At 71.4% G+C, this 19,161-nt stretch carries 18 protein-coding genes and 1 tRNA gene; 10 read left to right on the forward strand and 9 right to left on the reverse strand.

What is annotated here, in order from left to right; translation table 11 throughout:
- Nucleotides 1-52 precede the first annotated feature (52 nt).
- Nucleotides 53-126 (forward strand) — tRNA-Gly (locus ACZ32T_RS04165).
- 57 nt (nt 127-183) lie between these two features.
- Here the strand turns inward: ACZ32T_RS04165 and ACZ32T_RS04170 are convergent.
- Both ACZ32T_RS04170 and ACZ32T_RS04175 read right to left on the reverse strand, forming a co-directional pair.
- Nucleotides 184-531 (reverse strand): DUF1330 domain-containing protein, encoded by a 348-nt coding sequence (locus ACZ32T_RS04170; RefSeq protein ID WP_467262678.1) that lies wholly within the window; start codon nt 529-531, stop codon nt 184-186.
- Nucleotides 532-637: 106 nt separating this feature from the next.
- Nucleotides 638-832: a hypothetical protein gene (locus tag ACZ32T_RS04175; protein WP_277333982.1), complete on the reverse strand. Its 195-nt coding sequence runs from the start codon at nt 830-832 to the stop codon at nt 638-640.
- Nucleotides 833-1,322: 490 nt separating this feature from the next.
- Here ACZ32T_RS04175 and ACZ32T_RS04180 point away from each other — a divergent pair, with 490 nt between their 5' ends.
- Nucleotides 1,323-2,486: an acyltransferase family protein gene (locus ACZ32T_RS04180; RefSeq protein WP_467262679.1), complete on the forward strand. Its 1,164-nt coding sequence runs from the start codon at nt 1,323-1,325 to the stop codon at nt 2,484-2,486.
- 48 nt (nt 2,487-2,534) lie between these two features.
- Here the strand turns inward: ACZ32T_RS04180 and ACZ32T_RS04185 are convergent, their stop codons facing one another.
- The gene (locus ACZ32T_RS04185) at nt 2,535-3,035 is read right to left on the reverse strand and encodes an HD domain-containing protein (RefSeq protein WP_467262681.1); all 501 of its coding nucleotides are present in this window, start codon (nt 3,033-3,035) and stop codon (nt 2,535-2,537) included.
- Nucleotides 3,036-3,186: 151 nt separating this feature from the next.
- On the opposite strand from ACZ32T_RS04185, the gene ACZ32T_RS04190 reads away from it, so the two are divergent.
- The gene (locus tag ACZ32T_RS04190) at nt 3,187-4,365 is read left to right on the forward strand and encodes a cation:proton antiporter (RefSeq protein WP_467262682.1); all 1,179 of its coding nucleotides are present in this window, start codon (nt 3,187-3,189) and stop codon (nt 4,363-4,365) included.
- Between the two features lie 116 nt (nt 4,366-4,481).
- Here the strand turns inward: ACZ32T_RS04190 and ACZ32T_RS04195 are convergent, their stop codons facing one another.
- Nucleotides 4,482-5,627, reverse strand: a complete 1,146-nt coding sequence (locus tag ACZ32T_RS04195) for a SpoIIE family protein phosphatase (RefSeq protein ID WP_467262683.1) — start codon at nt 5,625-5,627, stop codon at nt 4,482-4,484.
- Between the two features lie 104 nt (nt 5,628-5,731).
- Here ACZ32T_RS04195 and ACZ32T_RS04200 point away from each other — a divergent pair, with 104 nt between their 5' ends.
- Entirely contained in the window at nt 5,732-6,964 is a 1,233-nt protein-coding gene (locus tag ACZ32T_RS04200; RefSeq protein WP_467365225.1) for a GNAT family N-acetyltransferase, read from the forward strand.
- Between the two features lie 22 nt (nt 6,965-6,986).
- Here ACZ32T_RS04200 and ACZ32T_RS04205 read toward each other — a convergent pair whose 3' ends face one another.
- Entirely contained in the window at nt 6,987-7,808 is an 822-nt protein-coding gene (locus ACZ32T_RS04205; RefSeq protein ID WP_467365226.1) for an Fpg/Nei family DNA glycosylase, read from the reverse strand.
- A 74-nt stretch (nt 7,809-7,882) separates the two neighbouring features.
- Nucleotides 7,883-8,371, reverse strand: a complete 489-nt coding sequence (locus ACZ32T_RS04210; RefSeq protein WP_356715551.1) for a ribose-5-phosphate isomerase — start codon at nt 8,369-8,371, stop codon at nt 7,883-7,885.
- A gap of 249 nt (nt 8,372-8,620) precedes the next feature.
- On the opposite strand from ACZ32T_RS04210, the gene ACZ32T_RS04215 reads away from it, so the two are divergent.
- Both ACZ32T_RS04215 and ACZ32T_RS04220 read left to right on the forward strand, forming a co-directional pair.
- Nucleotides 8,621-10,060 carry an amino acid permease gene (locus tag ACZ32T_RS04215; RefSeq protein WP_467262688.1) on the forward strand — a complete coding sequence of 480 codons (1,440 nt, stop codon included), beginning with the start codon at nt 8,621-8,623 and terminating at the stop codon, nt 10,058-10,060.
- A gap of 91 nt (nt 10,061-10,151) precedes the next feature.
- Nucleotides 10,152-11,468 (forward strand): FAD-binding oxidoreductase, encoded by a 1,317-nt coding sequence (locus tag ACZ32T_RS04220; RefSeq protein ID WP_467365228.1) that lies wholly within the window; start codon nt 10,152-10,154, stop codon nt 11,466-11,468.
- Here the strand turns inward: ACZ32T_RS04220 and ACZ32T_RS04225 are convergent.
- Nucleotides 11,449-12,042, reverse strand: coding sequence for a biotin transporter BioY (locus tag ACZ32T_RS04225; protein ID WP_467262691.1), 594 nt, complete (start codon nt 12,040-12,042; stop codon nt 11,449-11,451). The genes ACZ32T_RS04220 and ACZ32T_RS04225 overlap by 20 nt on opposite strands.
- 257 nt (nt 12,043-12,299) lie before the next feature.
- On the opposite strand from ACZ32T_RS04225, the gene ACZ32T_RS04230 reads away from it, so the two are divergent.
- Nucleotides 12,300-13,691 (forward strand): amino acid permease, encoded by a 1,392-nt coding sequence (locus ACZ32T_RS04230; RefSeq protein WP_467262692.1) that lies wholly within the window; start codon nt 12,300-12,302, stop codon nt 13,689-13,691.
- Between the two features lie 119 nt (nt 13,692-13,810).
- Nucleotides 13,811-15,223: an amino acid permease gene (locus tag ACZ32T_RS04235; RefSeq protein ID WP_467365230.1), complete on the forward strand. Its 1,413-nt coding sequence runs from the start codon at nt 13,811-13,813 to the stop codon at nt 15,221-15,223.
- Nucleotides 15,224-15,259: 36 nt separating this feature from the next.
- Here the strand turns inward: ACZ32T_RS04235 and ACZ32T_RS04240 are convergent, their stop codons facing one another.
- Nucleotides 15,260-16,225 carry an ArsR/SmtB family transcription factor gene (locus ACZ32T_RS04240; RefSeq protein ID WP_467262695.1) on the reverse strand — a complete coding sequence of 322 codons (966 nt, stop codon included), beginning with the start codon at nt 16,223-16,225 and terminating at the stop codon, nt 15,260-15,262.
- A gap of 60 nt (nt 16,226-16,285) precedes the next feature.
- Between ACZ32T_RS04240 and ACZ32T_RS04245 the strand changes: the two genes are divergently transcribed.
- Entirely contained in the window at nt 16,286-17,557 is a 1,272-nt protein-coding gene (locus tag ACZ32T_RS04245; RefSeq protein ID WP_467262696.1) for an MFS transporter, read from the forward strand.
- On the opposite strand, the gene ACZ32T_RS04250 is transcribed toward ACZ32T_RS04245, so the two are convergent.
- A complete protein-coding gene (locus ACZ32T_RS04250; protein ID WP_467365232.1) occupies nt 17,472-17,924 on the reverse strand; it encodes a GNAT family N-acetyltransferase in 453 nt (150 codons plus the stop codon). The genes ACZ32T_RS04245 and ACZ32T_RS04250 overlap by 86 nt on opposite strands.
- Nucleotides 17,925-18,050: 126 nt before the next feature.
- Between ACZ32T_RS04250 and ACZ32T_RS04255 the strand changes: the two genes are divergently transcribed.
- On the forward strand, nt 18,051-19,112 hold the full coding sequence (locus ACZ32T_RS04255; RefSeq protein WP_467365234.1) for a glycerophosphodiester phosphodiesterase family protein: 1,062 nt from the start codon (nt 18,051-18,053) through the stop codon (nt 19,110-19,112).
- Nucleotides 19,113-19,161 lie beyond the last annotated feature (49 nt).

Consider the following 19,161-nt stretch of genomic DNA (forward strand, 5'->3'; position numbering starts at 1 on the left):
TGCTTCCCGTACCGACTTCCGCCGGACCTTCCGGACCGGCGTCGCGGTGCTTGCGGGCGTAGCTCAATGGTAGAGCCCTAGTCTTCCAAACTAGCTACGCGGGTTCGATTCCCGTCGCCCGCTCCATGCGAAAGGGCCGGCCCGGAGGAGAGATCCTCCGGGCCGGCCCTTCTCGGTCGGGCGCTACCCGCCGGGCAGTGCCTCGCGCATCGCCTTCGCGGCGGGTGCCGGGTCGTAGCCCTCGGGAACGCCGTCGACCAGGATGATGTCGCCCTCGATGTGCCGTGAGCGCAGCGGCGCGATCTCCTGGTACGCGGGCGAGTCCCACCAGGCACGGGCCTCGGCGATCCCGGGGAATCCGATCACCACGACGTGCCCGGGCCAGTCGCCCTCCCTCGTCTCGTGCGGCGTCGCGTGCACGAGGAAGCGCCCGCCGTACCCCTCGAAGGTGGCGGGGATCCGTTCGATGTACTCGGCGATCTCCGGGTGCGGCGCGGCCTCTCGCAGGTGGGCTATGGCGTAGGCGGGCATGTCTGTCCCTTCGGTCGGCGGGAGCCCCTGTGCGTCGCGGTGCGCCCGCGCGGGTGCGCCGCCGGGACGGACTCGCGCACGCCCGCGCCGGAATCGCGCGCGGGCGTCAGAAGCTGATCTGGTTGATCGTGTCGGCTATCGAGTTCATGAATCTGTTGATCGACGGCGCCATGCCCGTCGAGGCCAGGAAGAAGCCGAAGAGCACGGCGACGACCGCCGGCCCCCCCTTGATGGATCCGCCACGGATGAACACCACCAGGACGATCCCCAGCAGAAGCACCACAGACAGTGAAATGGCCACGACTGATCACACCCTTGGTCGGTCCGCCTTGCCGGCCCGGCGGCGTGCGGCCAGCACACCTCCGTCGCGACCATCGTGCCACCAACTCCCCTGTGGCTGCTGCCGGGTGATGAAGAGAAATGACCAGATCGCGCCATCCTCGCGCCCGCGTGCAACCGGGAGCACCCTGACGCGATCCGGCGCACGCGGCGCACTCCGGGGCGCAGGGCGGGGACGCGCCGAGAAGCTGTGCGTCCGCTGTGCGCAGAGCAGTTCGAATACCGGCCGTTGTGATCGTTGCCATATCCCCACACTTCATTCACAGGCTTTTGCCAGGAGCTCGTGCGACGTAATTCACTCTCGCCAACCAGCCGCCGATATGCACCATTTAAGCCGGATGAATCATCACGTAACGGGCGGTTGCCGGTGGTTTCGCATTCGAAAGGCGGGGAACACGCGATATTTCTCAGGGGTTTTACGCATACCGATCGGCGGGTCTAAGGTGCATGAGATGTCCAAAGCTCCGAGCGAAATTCAGAGGGCCCCGATCACCCCGGAGAGCCGGGAGACGGAGCCGAGACACGAGCAGATCCTGACGGCCCCGGGGACGCCCTCCCCCGCCGTTCGGACAGCTCCCGCCCCCGTGGAGGCACCCGCACCGGCCAAGAGCCGTGACGCGTACTTCGACAATGTGAAGTACCTCGCGATCGTGCTCGTCGCCGTGGCCCACTCGTGGGAGCCGGTGATGGAGGGGAGCCGCGCGACACGGGCGCTGTACATGGTCGTGTACACGTTCCACATGCCGGCGTTCATCCTCGTCTCCGGATACTTCTCGCGGTCGTTCAACATGAGCGCACCCAAGGTGAAGCGGCTCGTCACCGGCGTCGCGGTGCCTTATGTGCTCTTCGAGACCGCCTATTCGCTCTTCAAGCGCTACGCGGGCGGCGAGGGTGATTCGCCCATCACCCTGCTCGACCCGTTGTTCCTCACCTGGTTCCTGATCGCCCTGTTCATCTGGCGGGTGACCACGCCGATCTGGCAGTCGCTGCGCCACCCGCTCCCGGTCGCCCTGCTGATCGCGGCGCTCGCCTCCATCTCCCCGGGCATCGGCGACGACCTGGACCTGCAGCGCGTCTGCCAGCTCCTGCCGTTCTTCGTGCTCGGCCTGCTGATGAAGCCGGAGCACTTCCAGCTGATCCGGCGCCGCGAGGTACGGATGCTGGCCGTCCCCCTGTTCGCCGTGACCCTGGCCTTCGCCTACTGGATCGCGCCGGACATGCGGCTCGGCTGGTTCTACCGCAGCGACAGCGCCCAGGAGCTGGACTTCCAGTGGTGGGCGGGGCCCGTGATGACCCTGGCGATGTTCGGCTGCGCGCTGTTGCTCACCATCGCGTTCCTCGCCCTGGTGCCGCGCCGCCACATGTGGTTCACCGTGCTGGGCGCCGGGACGATCTGCGGCTACCTGCTGCACGGCTTCCTGATCAAGGGCGCCGGCTACTACGGCCTGTTCGACCGCTACGAGTGGCTCTCGGGGCCCGTGGGGCTCGTCCTCATCTCGCTGGTCGCCGCCGCGGCCGTGACCCTGTTGTGCACCCCGCCGGTCCGGCGCGCGCTCCGCTTCGCGACCGAGCCGGACATGAACTGGGCCTTCCGCAAGAACCCCGCAAAGCGCTGAGCCTGTCCGGATCGGCCCCCTGCGCCGGGGGCCGGTCCCGTCGTCGCATCAGCCGGCCGCCGGGTTGGCCGGATCCCGCTGTTCGGCGGGGGTGACACCCCCCGGCAACCCCAACAGGCCGCGCACCTGCGCATATTTCTCGCTCAGCCGGGTACGGGTCGTCGGCGACAGGACCGCAAGCCGGTCCGGGTCAGCGTTGTGCGCCAGATCCGACTCCTTGATCAGCAGCGCTCCGGGTGTGGCGAGAATCCGCCCGGTGTACGCGAAGAGGTCCTCGCCGTCCCGCTTGGTGACGGCGAGGACCATTTCTTTTACCCGCCTGTGAAGCGGGGCCTCGTCCAGCCACTGCCGGGAGAGCGCGCCGTCCTCGACCGCGTCGTGCAGCCACGCGGCGGCGATCTGCTCCTCGCTGCCGCCCCGGATCCGTACCCCCTCCGCCACCGCGGCCAGATGCTCCGCGTACGGGCGCCCCGCCTTGTCGGTCTGCGTGCGATGGGCCTCGCGGGCGATCGCTTCCACCTGGGGCAGGGTCAGATACGGGATCGGCATGGGCCGACTGTACGTCGGGCACCGGTCCGCCCTGAAGAGCTCTTCGAGGCACTCCAAATCGTTCGGTAAACTAATTACTGACGATTCCTTGACGCACTCTTGACCGAACGAAGGAGACGGGCTCATCGGACACGCAGACACGCTCATCGCCATGGGGGGCGCGTTCCTCGCCGCCGCCGTCCTCGCCCGCGTCGGCGGCCGCATCGGACTGCCGACCATCCCCCTGTTCATCCTCGCCGGGATCCTCCTCGGCCCGCACACCCCCGGGGTCGTCCTTCTCGACGACCCGCACGACCTGGAGATGCTCTCCGCGCTCGGTCTCGTGCTGCTGCTCTTCTACCTAGGCCTCGAATTCCACCTGGACGACCTGAAGAAGGGCGGGCGCAAGATGGCGCTCGCCGGCGGCACCTATCTCGCCCTGAACGTCGGCGCGGGACTCGGTTTCGGCTTCGCGCTGGGCTGGGGCACCTCGGAGGCGCTGGTCCTCGCGGGCGTGCTCGGCATCTCCTCCTCGGCCATCGTCACGAAGGTCCTGGTGGACCTCGGACGGATCGGCAGTCCGGAGACGCGGCCGATCCTCGGCATCATCGTCGTCGAGGACGTCTTCCTCGCCCTCTACCTGGCCGCACTTCAGCCGATCCTGTCCGGCGCCGACAGTCTCGGCGCGGCGGTGCTCGACGGCGGCAAGGCGTTCGGTTTCCTGCTGCTGCTCGCGCTGGTGGCCCGGTTCGGCACGAAGCTCATCGGCAAGCTGATGAACACGAGGGACGACGAACTCCTCGTCATCTCCTTCCTCGGTGTCGCCGTCTTCGTCGCCGGGATCTCCGAGTGGTTCGGGGTGGCCGACGCGATCGGCGCGTTCATGGTCGGCCTGATGCTGGGCAGCACCACCTCGGGCCCCCGCATCCTGAAGCTGGTGCACCCGCTGCGCGACGCGTTCGGAGCGATCTTCTTCTTCGCCTTCGGGCTGTCCATCAACCCCGGCGATCTGCCGAGCGTGGTGTGGCCGGTCCTGGCCGCCGTCGCCGTGACCGTGGCGATGAACGTCTTCGCGGGGATGGCGACGGCGAAGATCTACGCCTTCGGCCCGAAGGCCACGGCGAACATCTCCACCACCCTGCTGGCGCGGGGTGAGTTCGCGCTGATCCTCGCCACGATGGCGGCGGGCGCGGGCCTGGACGAACGGCTCTCCCCCTTCATCGCCGGATACGTGCTCCTTCTCGCGGTCCTGTCGCCCCTGGCGGCCGGCCGTTCGCACTGGCTCGCCCGGATCCTTCCCGGAGGACGTGCGCGGGACCAGGAGGCCGAGAAAGAGGCGGTACCGGTCTGACGTGCGGACGCCCGGGTGCGCGGGGCCACGCCCCCGCACCCGGGAGGACTTCACGTTCGAGTGACGGCGGACGCTTCAACTTGACACCTGTACGGTTTCGACCGGTTCGGCCGGATTCAGCCCCGGCGAGACAGCAGGAGGAGCGCGCGGTCGTCGTTGACGTCCTTCGCGCAGGCCTCGATCAGGTGCCAGGCCGCGCCCTCGAAGCCCGTGGCGACGTAGCGGTCGGCCTCGCCGGTCAGCCGGTCGATGCCCTCGGCGATGTCCCGGTCGGACGCCTCCACCAGGCCGTCCGTGAAGAGCATCAGGACGTCCCCGGGCGCCAGCGAGCCCTTCACCGCGTCGAACTGCGCACCGTCGTACACCCCGAGCAGTGGTCCCTCGGCGGCCATCTCCTCCCACCGGCCGCTGCCCGCGTGCAGCTGCAGCGCCGGGGGGTGACCGGCCGAGAGGAGTTCGTAGTCGCCGGAGTCCAGGTCCAGGACGAGATGGATGGAGGTGGCGAAGCCCTCGTCCCAGTCCTGGCGCAGCAGATAGCCGTTGGCGGCGGGGAGGAAACCGTGCGGCGGCAGGGAGCCGAGGAGGCCGCCGAAGGCTCCCGAGAGCAGCAGGGCGCGGGAACCCGCGTCCATACCCTTGCCGGAGACATCGGTCAGCACGACCTCCAGGGTGCGGCCGCCGTTGGTACGGGCGGCGACGACGAAGTCACCGGAGAAGGACTGGCCGCCCGCCGGGCGGAGTGCCATCTCGCGGTGCCAGCCGTCGGGGAGCCGCGGCAGGGCGCTCTGGACCCTGATCCGTTCGCGCAGGTCGAAGAGCATCGTGCCGCCGCGCCGCCACGGCACCCCGACCCTGGCCCGGAACTGGGCGAGGACGAGCCCGAAGAAGCCGCAGGCCGCGACGGTCAGGACGGTGCCCGGAGTGACCCGGGCGGGCCCTTCCGCGTAGGGGCCGAGGGCGACGGACTCCACGATCAGGGCCGCGGCGGCGGTCGCGTAGAGACTCAGCAGGCTGGCCGGCCGAAGCAGCAGACCGCCCGCGACGATCGGCAGGGCCAGGGCGGTCGGTGAGCACCAGACCGGGTTGATCAGCGTGACGCAGGTGATCACCGGGATGATGATCAGCAGACCGGCCAGGGCTATCCAGTCGGAGCCGTCCCCGCGGAAGTAGTCGACTCCGGACCTGCGCAGCGCGATGCGCGCCCGGTGCGCTGATCTTCGCCACCGGGCGGGGTAGGTGTCTGCTCCTCTGCGACGGGCCATTGCCGGGACCTTATCCACCCGACGGCCTCCGGTGCAGGGGGACCCGGTGACAATGTGTTCGAAACTGGTTCGCTCAGGCCTCGCCGCCCTGGTAAGCAGGGGTCATGACTACGGAACTGAGGGTGTTGTCGCCAGGGGAATCGGATGCCTGGTTCGGCTGTCTCGACTTGGCTTTCGGAGGGGTTGCCTTCTCCCCCGAGAGCCGCGAGATGTACGCCGCCCTCGCCGAGCCCCAGCGCGCGCTCGCCCACTGGGACGGCGCGGACTGCGTGGGCACGGCCGGTTCGTACAGCTTCCGGCTGACCGTGCCCGGCGGGGCCGCGGTGCCGACCGCCGGGGTCACGGCGGTGAGCGTCTCCTCGACCCACCGCAGGCAGGGGCTGCTGACGGCCATGATGCGGCGCCAGCTGGACGACGTCCGCTCGTGGGGCGAGCCGCTCGCGGTGCTGCTGGCGTCGGAGCCCGGCATCTACGGCCGGTTCGGCTACAGCGCGGCCACGACCGAGACGAAACTGCGGATCGACACCTCCCGGGCCTCCCTGACGCTTCCCCCGGGTACGGACGGGGTGCGGGTGCGCCGGTCGTCACCGGCGCAGGCTCTCGACGCCTGCGAGGCGGTGTACGCGCAGCTGGCGGCGGGCCGTCCCGGCACTCCGCTGCGCCGGCCCGGCTGGGAGCGGGTGCCCGTCAACGACCCGGAGAGCGGCCGGGGCGGCGGCTCCCCGCTGCAGTGCGTGCTCGCGGAGCGGGACGGCGAGGTCACGGGGTACGTGACCTTCCATCTGCGGCCCGCCTGGGACGACGCCGGCCCTCGGGGCACCGTGGCGGTGCGTGACCTGGCGGCGCTGGACCCCGCCTCCTACGCGGCGTTGTGGCGCTACCTCTTCGGGATCGACCTGATGACCGTCGTCGAGTGCCACAACCGGCCCGCGGACGACGCCGTGCTCCGGCTGGTCTCCGACGTCCGGCGCTGCGAGGTGCGGCAGCGGGACGGTCTGTACGTGCGGCTGGTCGAGCTGGGTGCGGCACTGGAGGCCCGGCGCTACCGGGCCCCCGCCGACGTGGTGCTGGAGGTGGAGGACGCCTTCTGCCCGTGGAACGCGGGGCGTTGGCGCCTGACCGCCGACGCCAAGGGCGCGGCCACCTGCCGGCGGACGGACGACGAGCCCGAACTGGCCCTTTCCGTCAACCAGTTGGGTGCCGCCTATCTGGGCGGCGTGTCACTGACGACGCTCGCGGCGGCCGGACAGGTGCGGGAGCTGCGGGCGGGCGCTCTGGCGGAGACCGCCCTGGCGTTCTCCTCGGACGTGCAGCCGTGGTGCCCGCACGGATTCTGAGCCCGTACGGTCTCCGGCCTGCCTACCGGCCCGGTATGGGCGGCTGGCAGGCCGGGCACCAGAAGAGGTTGCGGGCCGCCAGGTCCGCCGTGCGGATCCCGGTCCCGCAGATGTGACAGGCCTGCCTGGCCCGCCGGTAGACGTACACCTCGCCGCCGTGGTCGTCGACCCGCGGGGGCCTGCCCATGGCCTCCGGCAGGTGCTCGGGGCGGACGGTGTCGATGCGGTTGTTCCGTACGCCCTCGCGCATCAGGGCGCCGAGGTCGGCCCAGACCGCGTCCCACTCGCCCCGTGTGAGGTCCTTCCCCGGGCGGTACGGGTCGATTCCGTGCCGGAAGAGGACTTCCGCGCGGTAGACGTTGCCGACGCCGGCGACGACCTTCTGGTCCATGAGCAGGGCGGCGACCGTGACGCGGCTGCGGGAGATCCGTTGCCAGGCACGCTCGCCGTCCTCGTCGGCGCGCAGGGGGTCCGGGCCCAGCCGGTCGTGTATCGCGCGCTTCTCGGGGTCCGTGATCAGGGCGCACGTGGTGGGGCCCCGCAGATCCGCGTAATGATCGTCGTCGAGCAGGCGCATCCGGACGGTGTCGGTGGGCGGCGGGGCCGGAGTCGTCCCGAAGCCGAGCTTGCCGAAGAGGCCGAGGTGGACGTGGACCCAGACCGGCCCCTCGAAGCCTAGGAAGAGGTGCTTGCCGTGCGCGTCGACGCCGGTGAGGGTCCGGCCGTCCAGCAGGGCCGCGCTGTCGGAGAACTTGCCCTGCGGGCTGCTCACGCGCACCGGGCGGCCCGCGAAGCGCTCGTGGTGGTCCGCGGCGAGGCGGTGGATCGTATGCCCCTCGGGCACGGTGTTCTCCTGGTGACGCGCCTGTGCCGCCGGGCGAGGACCCGGCGGCACAGGGAAAGCGGGTGTGGGGCCGGTCAGCCCTGCTGCGGGTGGTGGGCCGGGATCGGGGGGAGCTCGCCGGTGTTCTCGTAGGCCGAGAGCATCTCGATGCGACGGGTGTGGCGCTCCTCGCCGGAGTACGGCGTGGCCAGGAAGATCTCGACGAACTTGGTGGACTCCTCCACCGTGTGCATCCGGCCGCCGATGGCCACGACGTTGGCGTCGTTGTGCTCACGGCCGAGCGCGGCGGTCTGCTCGCTCCAGGCGAGCGCGGCGCGTACGCCCTTGACCTTGTTCGCGGCGATCTGCTCGCCGTTGCCGGAGCCGCCGATGACGATCCCGAGGCTGTCCTTGTCCGCGGCCGTCCGCTCGGCGGCACGGAGGCAGAACGGCGGGTAGTCGTCCTGGGCGTCGTAGATGTGAGGACCGCAGTCGACGGCCTCGTGGCCGTGGGCCGTGAGCCACTCGACGAGGTGGTTCTTCAGTTCGAAGCCGGCATGGTCGGAGCCGAGGTACACGCGCATGGAGCGAAGTGTGGCACGGACGGGGCGGGGTAATCGTCAGCGGGGTCGGGACCCACCGGGCTTTCGACGGGTCCGGTTCGGGCCGGGGCTGTGCGCAGAACCACACGGGCAACGATCGGGTCAAGGAAACGGACTAGGGGGTTCCGATTTCGGGGCCGGCCGGGCTTGAATGCGTGGCCTCGTCTTCGCATCACCCCCGCCGAAGGCAGCACCCGACACACGTGATCAGAAAACGTAAGGATTCGATCCATGACGTCGCAGACGACTCTGGCCGGACCGGGCCAACAGCCCGGCGAGCCGGGTAAGCCAGGATCCCCGGACGGGCTCCAGGCCGGCCTCAAGAACCGTCACCTCTCGATGATCGCCATCGGCGGCGTGATCGGAGCGGGCCTCTTCGTCGGCTCCGGAGCGGGCATCGCCGCCGCGGGGCCGGCCATCCTCCTGTCGTACGCGCTGGTCGGCCTGATGGTCGTCTTCGTCATGCGAATGCTCGGCGAGATGGCCGTCGCCCGGCCGAGCTCGGGTTCCTTCTCCGCCTACGCCGACCAGGCCCTGGGCCGCTGGGCCGGCTTCTCCATCGGCTGGCTGTACTGGTTCTTCTGGGTCGTGGTGCTCGCCGTCGAGGCCACGGCGGGTGCCAAGATCCTGGAGAGCTGGGTCCCCGGCGTGCCGCAGTGGGCGTGGGCCCTGATCGTCATGGTGGTGCTGACGGCCACCAACCTGGTCTCCGTCGGCTCGTACGGCGAGTTCGAGTTCTGGTTCGCCGGGATCAAGGTCGTGGCGATCGGCGCGTTCGTCGTCGTCGGCCTGCTCGCCGTCTTCGGCATCCTGCCCGGCTCGGACCACGCGGGCTCGGGTCTCGCCCACCTCACGGACACCGGCGGGTTCTTCCCCGAAGGGCCGGGGGCCATCCTCACGGGCGTGCTGATGGTCGTCTTCTCCTTCATGGGCAGCGAGATCGTGACGCTGGCGGCCGGTGAGTCCGAGGACCCGCGGCGCGCCGTCTCCAAGGCCACCAACAGCGTGATCTGGCGTATCGCGATCTTCTACCTGGGCTCGATCTTCGTGGTCCTCACGCTGCTGCCGTGGAACGACCCCTCGATCGTCGAGGACGGTTCGTACGTCGCCGCGCTCAACGTCATCGGCATACCGCACGCCGGCCAGGTCATGGACGTCATCGTGCTGACGGCCGTGCTCTCCTGCCTCAACTCCGGCCTCTACACGGCCTCGCGCATGGCCTTCTCGCTGGGACAGCGGGGGGACGCGCCCAAGGCGTTCGCCAGGGTGAACAAGCGGGGCGTGCCGCAGGCGGCGATCCTGTCGTCCGTGGTGTTCGGCTTCGTCGCGGTGTTCTTCAACTACCAGTGGCCCGACACGGTCTTCGCCTTCCTGCTGAACTCCTCCGGTGCGGTCGCCCTGTTCGTGTGGCTGGTGATCTGCTTCACCCAGCTGCGGATGCGCGGCATCATCCTGCGCGAGTCGCCCGAGAAGCTCGTCGTACGGATGTGGCTCTTCCCGTATCTGACCTGGGCGACCATCGCAATGATCTCCTTCGTCCTGGTCTACATGCTGACCGACGACGCCGGGCGCGAGCAGGTGCTGCTCTCGCTGCTGGTCGCGGCGCTGGTGGTGGCCGTCTCGCTGGTGCGCGACGCCCGCAGCCGGAAGGCGGCGGCGCCGGTCGAGTGATCGGCGCGCATACCTGACGGCGGATGTCAGGTATACCCGGGAGGCTCTCCCTCGCCACGCGATCCCCGCGAGCGAACGGAGAGCCTTCCTCATGACCGCGACCCCCGCGATCGAGAGTTTCCAGACCGCCTGCCCCATCCGCCCCGATCTCCTGGTGGAGGCTTCGGACGCCGCCGGTGTGCTGGCCGCGGTGCGCGACGCCGCCGCCCGCGGCCTGCCCGTCGCCGTCCACGCGACCGGGCACGGACTGCCGGGTCCGGTCAGGGGCGGGATGCTGATCCGTACCCGCCGGATGGACGGCGTGGAGGTCGATCCGGAGCGCCGCACCGCGCGGATCGGGGCGGGCGCCACCTGGGGCGCGGTCGTCGCCGCTGCCGCCCCGCACGGGCTCGCCCCGCTGAACGGCTCCTCGCCGGGTGTGGGCGCGGTCTCGTACACGCTGGGCGGCGGGCTGGGCATCCTCGCCCGGGAGTTCGGCTACGCCGCCGACCATGTCCGCTCGCTCGACGTGGTGACCGCCGACGGTGTGGGGCGCCATGTCACCCCGGACACCGAGCCGGACCTCTTCTGGGGACTGCGGGGCGGCGGGCACCGGCTGGGCGTCGTGACGGGGCTGGAGATCGGCCTGGTGGCGGTGGACCGGCTGTACGGCGGCTCGCTGGCCTTCGACGGGGACGCGGCCCCGGATGTGCCGCGGCGCTACCTGGAGTGGACGCGGACCGTGCCGGAGACCTGCACCTCCTCGCTGGCGGCGCTGCGCTACCCCGACGTGCCGCAGCTTCCGGAAGCTCTGCGGGGGCGGTACGTGGTCTCGGTGCGGGTCGCGTACACCGGCACGGCGGCGGACGGCGAGGCCCTGGTGGCGCCGCTGCGGGCGGCCGGGCCGGCGCTCTCCGACTCGCTGCGGGAGATGCCGTACACGGAGAGCCACACCATCCACAGCGATCCGCCGTTCCCGCACGCCTATCACGGTGAGGGCCTGATGCTCCGTGACCTGGACGCCGGGGCCGCGGCGCGGGTGCTGGAGCTGACGGGGCCCGGTGCCCCGATGATGACGGTGGTCCAGCTCAACCACCTGGGCGGCGCCCTGGCCGCACGGCCCGCCCAGGACAGCGCGGTGCCCCACCGGGACGCGGGTTTCCTGCTTCGGCTGCTGTCACCGCTGGACGGTACGGACGTGGAGGCGGTACGGGCCCTGTACGCGCGGGTGGCCCAGGAGACGGCGCCGTACGCCCTGGGCCGCGCGCTCAACTTCGCCTTCGGCGGCGGGGACCGCGCGGAGACGTACGAGGGTGTGCACGGACCCCGGACACGCGAGAGGCTCGCCGGTCTGGTGTCGCGATACGACCCGGCGAGCCTCTTCGGTGGTGCGTACCAGGCCTTTCGGCTCAGCCGCGGCGCCCGATGAGCTTCCAGGAGGCGGGCAGCGCGCCCATGGCCAGCGCGGCCTTGAGCGCGTCGCCGATCAGGAACGGCACGAGGCCGGCCGCGACCGCGGCGCTCATCGACATGCCGGTGGAGAGCGCCAGGTAGGGCACGCCGACCGCGTAGATGACCAGGGAGCCGGCCGCCATCGTGCCCGCGGTGCGCAGGACGGACCGGTCACCGCCCCGGCGGGCCAGGCCGCCGACGACCGTGGCGGCCAGCAGCATGCCGAGGACGTAGCCGAAGGACGCTCCGCCCGGTCCCGAGGTGCCCTCGGAGAACCACGGCATGCCGGCCATGCCGACGACCGCGTACAGGGCGAGGGAGAGGAAGCCGCGGCGGGCGCCGAGCGCGGTGCCGATGAGCAGTGCGGCGAAGGTCTGGCCGGTGACGGGGACCGGGGAGCCGGGGACGGGCACGGCGATCTGGGCCGCGATGCCGGTGAGGGCGGCGCCACCGACGACCAGCGCCGTGTCCACGGCGTAGCGGTGCCGGGCTGCGGGCAGCAGGTCGGCGAGGACCGCTCCGGAACGGACGGGGGCGGCAGCAGTGCTCATCGGGACTCCGCGGGTGAGGTGGGCAGGCAGGACTGGAGGCGACGTTAGCCGACGGCACATCCCCGGATCACCATCAGCCGCCCACAAAGCGGCGGTTGGGGAGTTAGTCGGGTTCACACAAAGAGAGGGACGCAATGACCCCTCGGCGTGATGCTGGTCACGGAGGTGGGGGTGTGCCCGGTACTCCGTTCAGGAAGGAGCGCTGGCCCGTGAGACTGTAGGTTCCCCATAAATGATCCGAGAGTGATCCGCAGCTCATGCACGACGCGCCCCCCACGCACTCCCCCGTACGGTCCGAGCCCCTGGCCCACGGTCTGAAGCAACGGCATCTGACGATGCTCGGTCTGGGCGGGGTGATCGGCGCCGGTCTATTCGTCGGTTCGGGCGCCGGGATCGCCGTCGCCGGGCCCGCCGTCGTCGTCTCGTACCTGATCGCGGGCGCGCTGGCGATGCTGGTGATGCGGATGCTCGGCGAGATGTCGGCCGCGATGCCCGCGTCGGGTTCCTTCTCCGTCCACGCGGAGCGCGCGCTGGGCCGCTGGGCCGGCTTCAGTGTGGGCTGGCTCTACTGGTTCATGCTGGTGGTGGTGCTCGCCGTGGAGGCGACGGCGGCCGCGCAGATCGCCCACGCCTGGGTGCCCGCGATGGACCAGTGGCTCTGGGTGCTGCTGTTCATGGTGGTGTTCACCGTGGCCAATCTGACGGCGGTGAAGAACTTCGGTGAGTTCGAGTTCTGGTTCGCCGCCCTGAAGGTGGCCGCGATCGTGGCCTTCCTGGTCCTCGGCCTGCTGGCCGTCCTCGGCGTCCTCCCGGACACGGACCCGGTGGGCCTGGCCAACCTCACCGGCCAGGGCGGTTTCCTGCCGAACGGCTGGGACGGCGTGGTCTCCGGCGTACTGACGGTGGTGTTCGCCTTCGGCGGCCTGGAGGTCGTGACGATCGCGGCGGCCGAGACCGACGATCCGGCGCGCGCCGTGGGGCGTGCGGTGCGCAGTGCGGTGGTGCGCATCCTCTTCTTCTACGTCGGTTCGATGCTGGTGATCGTGACCGTGCTGCCGTGGACCGCGCAGCAGGCGGGGCTCAGCCCGTATGTGAAGGTCCTGGACTCCCTCGGGGTGCCGTCGGCCGGACAGGTCATGAACATCGTGGTGTTCGTCGCGCTGCTCTCGGCGCTCAACGCCAACCTGTACGGCTCGTCCCGGATGATCTTCTCGCTGGCCGAGCGCGGCGAGGCGCCGCGCGGGCTGCTGAAGGTGTCCGGCGGGCAGGGCGGCGGGGTGCCCCGCCGGGCGGTGCTGGCGTCGGTGGCCTTCGGCTTCGTCTCCGTACTGCTCAATCTCGAATGGCCCGACACCGTCTTCCTCTACATGCTCAACTCCGTCGGGGCGGTCCTGCTGTTCGTCTGGGGCCTGATCGCCGCCTCGCAGCTGCGGCTGCGGCGTCGGCTCGAACGGGAGGCGCCGGGCGCCCTGACGCTGCGGATGTGGTGCTTCCCCTATCTGACGTGGGTGACCCTGGCCGGCCTGCTGGCCGTCCTGCTGCTGATGCTCACCGATGACGCGGCGCGCCCCCAGGTGCTGTGGTCTGCGGGGGCCACCGCCCTGGTGCTGCTCGTGGCGGGGGTACGGGAGCTGCGGACGAAGGTGTAGGCGGGTGCACACCTTGTGTGAGCCCGGTGACCGTATAGCGGACAACGGTTCCCCGTGGTCGGGGCTCGTGGCCAGACTGTGGGCCGTCCCCTGTCCCGACCAGTGAACAGAGCCTGTCCATGTCCCGGACCTCCGCGCCGCCCCCCACGGACGCCGCCCCCATCGCCGACTCCGCGCTCACCCACGGCCTCAAGCAGCGCCATCTGTCGATGATCGCCCTGGGCGGTGTGATCGGGGCCGGGCTCTTCGTCGGGTCGGGCGCCGGCATCGCCGCGGCCGGTCCCTCGATCGTCATCGCGTACGGCATCTCCGGACTGCTGGTCATGTTCGTGATGCGGATGCTCGGCGAGATGTCCGCGGCCAATCCCGCGTCCGGTTCCTTCTCCGTCCACGCGGAACGGGCGATCGGGCCGTGGGCGGGCTTCACCGCCGGCTGGTCCTTCTGGGTGCTGCTCTGCGTCGCCGTCGGGCTGGAGGGCATCGGCGCGGCACAGATCGTCACGGGCTGGCTGCCGGGTACGCCGGAGTGGGCCTGGGTCGCCCTGTTCATGGTGATCTTCCTCGGCACGAACCTCGCGGCCGTGAAGAACTTCGGCGAGTTCGAGTTCTGGTTCGCCGCGCTCAAGGTCATCGCGATCACGCTCTTCCTCGTGCTGGGCGTCCTCGCGATCCTGGGCGTGCTGCCCGGCACGGACTCCCCCGGCACCTCGAACCTCACCGGGGACGGCGGCTTCATGCCGCACGGCTCGGAGGGCCTCATCATCGGCCTGCTCGCCTCCGTCTTCGCGTACGGCGGCCTGGAGACCGTCACCATCGCCGCCGCCGAGTCCGAGAACCCGGTGCGGGGCGTCGCCAAGGCGGTGCGTACGGCGATGTGGCGCATCGCGGTCTTCTACATCGGTTCGATGGCGGTCATCGTGACCCTCGTGCCGTGGGACGACCCCACGGTCGCCGAGGTCGGCCCCTTCTACGCGATGCTCGACCACCTCGGCATCAGCGGCGCCGCGGAGATCATGAACGTGGTCATCCTGGTCGCCCTGCTCTCCGCCATGAACGCGAACATCTACGGCTCCTCGCGCATGGCCTGCTCCCTGGTCGCCCGCGGCCAGGGCCCGAAGGTGCTGGGCCGGATCTCCTCGGGCGTCCCGCGCAACGCCGTGCTCGCCTCGTCCGTCTTCGGCTTCCTGTGCGTGCTGCTCAGCTACTGGCGCCCCGAGGACGTCTTCCCCTGGCTCCTCAACATGATCGGCGCCGTGATCCTGGTCGTCTGGATCTTCATCGCCGTCTCCCAGCTGATCCTGCGCAGGCGGACCGAGCGCGAGGCCCCGGACCGGCTCGTCGTCCGAATGTGGCTCTTCCCCGGCCTGACGATCGTGGCGCTGGTGGCCATGGCCGGCATCTTCGTCCTGATGCTGCGCCAGCCCGACACCCGCGACCAGCTGCTGGCGACCGGCGCGCTCACCGCGGTGCTGGTCGTGACCGGCCTCGTGCGGCAGAAGCGGGCGGAGCGCCGCGCGCCTGCCGGGAACTGAGCGCGCGGCCGGGCCCGCCCCTGCCCGTGCCGCGCCTCAGCCCGCCTGGGCCCGCAGGAGCACCTCGCCGGCCTCCGTGCGGAAGTAGAGCACCGAGCGGCCCGACCTGCGCCGCCCGGCCAGGCCACCGTCCAGCAGTACCTTCAGATGGCGGCCCACCGATCCCAGCCCCTGCCCGGTCAGCGCCACCAGCTCCGTGGTGCTCCTGGGGCGGTCGAGCAGCACGAGGACACCGGCCCGCGCGGGCCCCAGCAGCCGGCCGAGGCTGTCGGGGACGGCGGGCCGGTCCGCGTCCGAGAGCGTGCCCGAGCAGGCGTACACGACCGCGTACCGTCGCGCGGCGGCGTCCCAGGAGACCCAGCCCTGGCGGGGCGTGACGGGGACGAACACCAGCTGTACGCCGGCGAGTTCACGCGGCGGGTAGTCGCGCGGGTTGACCTGGAGACGGCTGCCGCCCAGCCAGCGCATGCCGGGGTTCAGGGTGTCCAGGGCGGCCGCCCAGCCGCCCTGGCTCAGCTGTCCCGCACGCGCCACGACGTCCGCCTCGACGATCCGGCGGCGGCGCGGCCAGTCGGGGAGCACGATCCGCTCCCAGACCCACTCCAGCAGTGCGGCGGCCTTCCGCGGCAGGTCCTCCCGGTGGAGCGCGGCCGGGAGCGGACCGCCCCTGGACACCTCCAGGTCGGCACGGGCCTGCTCCGGGGAGGTCGCGCTCACCCGGTCCAGATCCTGGGCGAACGTGGTCCCGCCGGTGGGTGTGGGGGTGAGGAAGTCCGCGTTCCAGTGGCCGCCGAGCCCGGTCCGTACGAGCTCCGCGGTGACCGGGTCGTCTGCGAGACGCTCCCGGTAGGCGGGCCGGTGGGTGTCGGACCAGGCGCGTTCGGCCGGGTTGGCGGCCGCTCCACGCTCCAGGAACTGGAGGGACGCGGTGGTCTCGGCCAGTTCCGACACGACGAAGCGCCCGGCGGCCAGGGTGTCCGCGTTGATCTGCCACCAGCCCATGGTTTCGCCTCCGCGCGAAACGGTAACGGCTGTGGGGAATCCCGGCCGAGACTTCCCGGCATGCTCACCTACCGGGAAGTGTTCCGTGTGCCGCAGTTCGGGCCCCTCTTCGCGACGAGCGCGCTGCAGGGCGCCGCCTCGACGACGAGCGGGCTGGCCCTGGGTGTCCTGGTGTTCGCCACGACCGGTTCGCCGCTGCTCTCCGCGCTCTCCATGTTCGGTGCCTCGCTCGCCCAGCTGATCGGCGCGACCCTGCTGATGTCGGCGGCCGACCGGCTCCCGCCGCGCGGAGCGCTGAGCGGCGCGGCGCTCGCCTTCGGCGTGGGGACCGCCGTCCTGGCCGTGCCCGGGCTGCCGCTGCCCGTGGTGTTCGCCGTCGTCCTGGGCGAGGGGGTCGTCGCGGCGGTGACCGGCGGGGTGCGGTACGGACTGCTCAACGAGGTGCTCCCCGGGGACGCCTTCCTGCTCGGGCGTTCCCTGCTCAACATGTGTTCCGGCACCATGCAGATCTGCGGGTACGCGGCCGGAGGCGCCCTGGTGGCCGTGCTGTCACCCCGCGGCACGCTCCTCGTCGCGGCCGCCCTGTACGCCGCCTGCGCCGCGGCGGCCTGGTGCGGCCTGGCGCGCCGTCCGCCCCGGGCGGCGGGCCGGCCGTCGGTGGGCGGGACCTGGCGGACCAACGCGCTGCTGTGGTCCTCGGCGCCCCGGCGGCGTGTGTACCTCTCGCTCTGGGTGCCCAACGGGCTGGTCGTCGGCTGCGAGTCACTCTTCGTGCCCTACCGGCCGGACCGGGCGGGACTCCTCTTCGCCTGCGCGGCGCTGGGGATGCTGGCCGGGGACACCGTGACGGGCCGCTTCGTGCCCGCGCGGTGGCGCGGACGGCTGGGCACCCCGCTGCTCCTGCTGCTGGCCGCGCCCTACCTGCTGTTCGCCCTGCGCCCGGCGCTGCCCACGGCCCTGGTCCTCGCGACGGTCGCCTCCACCGCCTTCTCCGCGAGTCTGGTGTTCCAGGAGCGTCTGATGGCGCTGACCCCGGACGCGATGACGGGCCAGGCCCTCGGTCTGCACTCCTCAGGGATGCTCGCCACGCAGGGCGTGGCGGCCACGCTCGCGGGGGCCCTCGCCCAGCGGTCCTCCCCCGCGACGGCGATCACCGTGATGGCGGCGGCTTCCCTCGTGGTGACGCTGGCCCTGGCGCCGGGGCTGCGGCGGGACCGCCTGAGGGACGCGCCGCCGCAGGTGACCGTCACCCGAGACGTAGCTCCAGCAACGGCAGTTCGCGCCCGGGGACCGAACCGGAAGGGGTCGCGCCGATCCGCACCGCGCCCATAGCCGTGTAGAAGGGTTCCGCGTTCGGGTCGGCGTCGATGGTGAGCCGTACGAAGCCCAGCCGGCGGGCGCGCGCCATGGTGTGCTCGAACAGGAGCCGGCCCACGCCCCGGCCGATGGTGTCCGGCTCGACGAACATCATGGCGAGTGCGCCCCGGGGCGGTTCCCCGGCGAGGGTGGTGAAGCCCAGCACGCGGCCGTGCTCCTCCGCGACCACCGCGCGGCCGCCGGCCGTGTCGCCGGGACGGACCGTCAGTTCGTCGCGGCAGGCGGCCATGAACGCCTCGTCGTAGCCCCAGTGGGCCTTGGACCGCAGGGCCAGCGCGGTCAGCGCGGCGGCGTCCACGGGCCGCCCGGGTCGTAGGTGCATGCCTTCCTCCTGTGCCGGCTCCCGAGTACCGTACGCGTGGCCGTACATGAGGCAGCAAGGTTCCGTCCGTCCCGGCGTGACCCCGTGTGGCTCCGGTGGTCGCTCCGCGTCTCCCGAGGAGCCCGCATGGCTTTCCAGCACCCGCGCCGCCGATCGATCCTTCTGGCCACAGCCGCCGTCTCCGCCGCGGCGGCGGCCCCCGCCGCCGCCTCCGGACCGGAGGGCGGCCACAGAGGCCCGCTCGTCATCGGCCACCGGGGCGCCGCCGGGTGGCGGCCCGAACACACCGCCTCCGCCTACACCTTCGCGGTGCGGGCCGGGGCCGACTGGATCGAGCCGGATCTGGTCCCGACGAAGGACCACGTCCTGGTGGTACGTCACGAGAACGAGATCTCGGGCACCACGGACGTGGCCCGGCACCCCGGATTCGCCGACCGCCGCACCACGAAGACGGTGGACGGCCGCGCCGTCACCGGCTGGTTCACGGAGGACTTCACCCTCTCCGAGCTGAAGACGCTGCGCGCGGTGGAGCGGCTCCCCCTGGTCCGTAACCGCAACACCGTCTTCGACGGCCGCGAGCAGATCATGACCTTCCAGGAGGTCGTCGACCTGGCCCGGTCCCTGTCGAAGGAGCACGGCCGCCGGATCGCGGTCTTCCCTGAGACGAAGCACCCGACGTACTTCCGCTCGATCGGCCTGCCCCTGGAGCCACAGCTCGTCCGGGCCGTACGCCGCAACCGGCTGACCGCACGCGACTGCGTCGTCCAGTCCTTCGAGCCGTCCAGCCTCCGCGAGGTGGCCGCCGCGCGCCTCGGTCTCCCGCTGTGGCAGGCGCTGGGGACCGGCGGCGGACCGTACGGCCACCCGGTGACGTACGAGGAGATGAGGACACCGGCGGGGCTGCGCGAGATCGCCTCGTACGCCGGGTGGATCGGCCCCGACAAGTCCTCGCTGGTCCCTCCGCTCACCCTTCTGGAGGACGCCCACGCCGCCGGGCTGAAGGTCGGGGCGTACACCTTCCGCGCCGAGAACCGGTACCTCCCGGCCGAGTACCGGAAGGGCACCGCGCCGGACGACTTCGGCGACGCGTTCGCCGAGTACGCCTTCCACTTCGGCCGGGGCGTCGACGCCGTCGTGACGGACTTCCCCGATCTGGCGGCGATCGCCCGCGACGCCCTCCGGTCCTAGGACGAACGGCTGATCACCTTCTGACCCTCCTCCTGCTAGCCTGCAATTG

Source organism: Streptomyces sp. NPDC023573 (assembly GCF_055559735.1).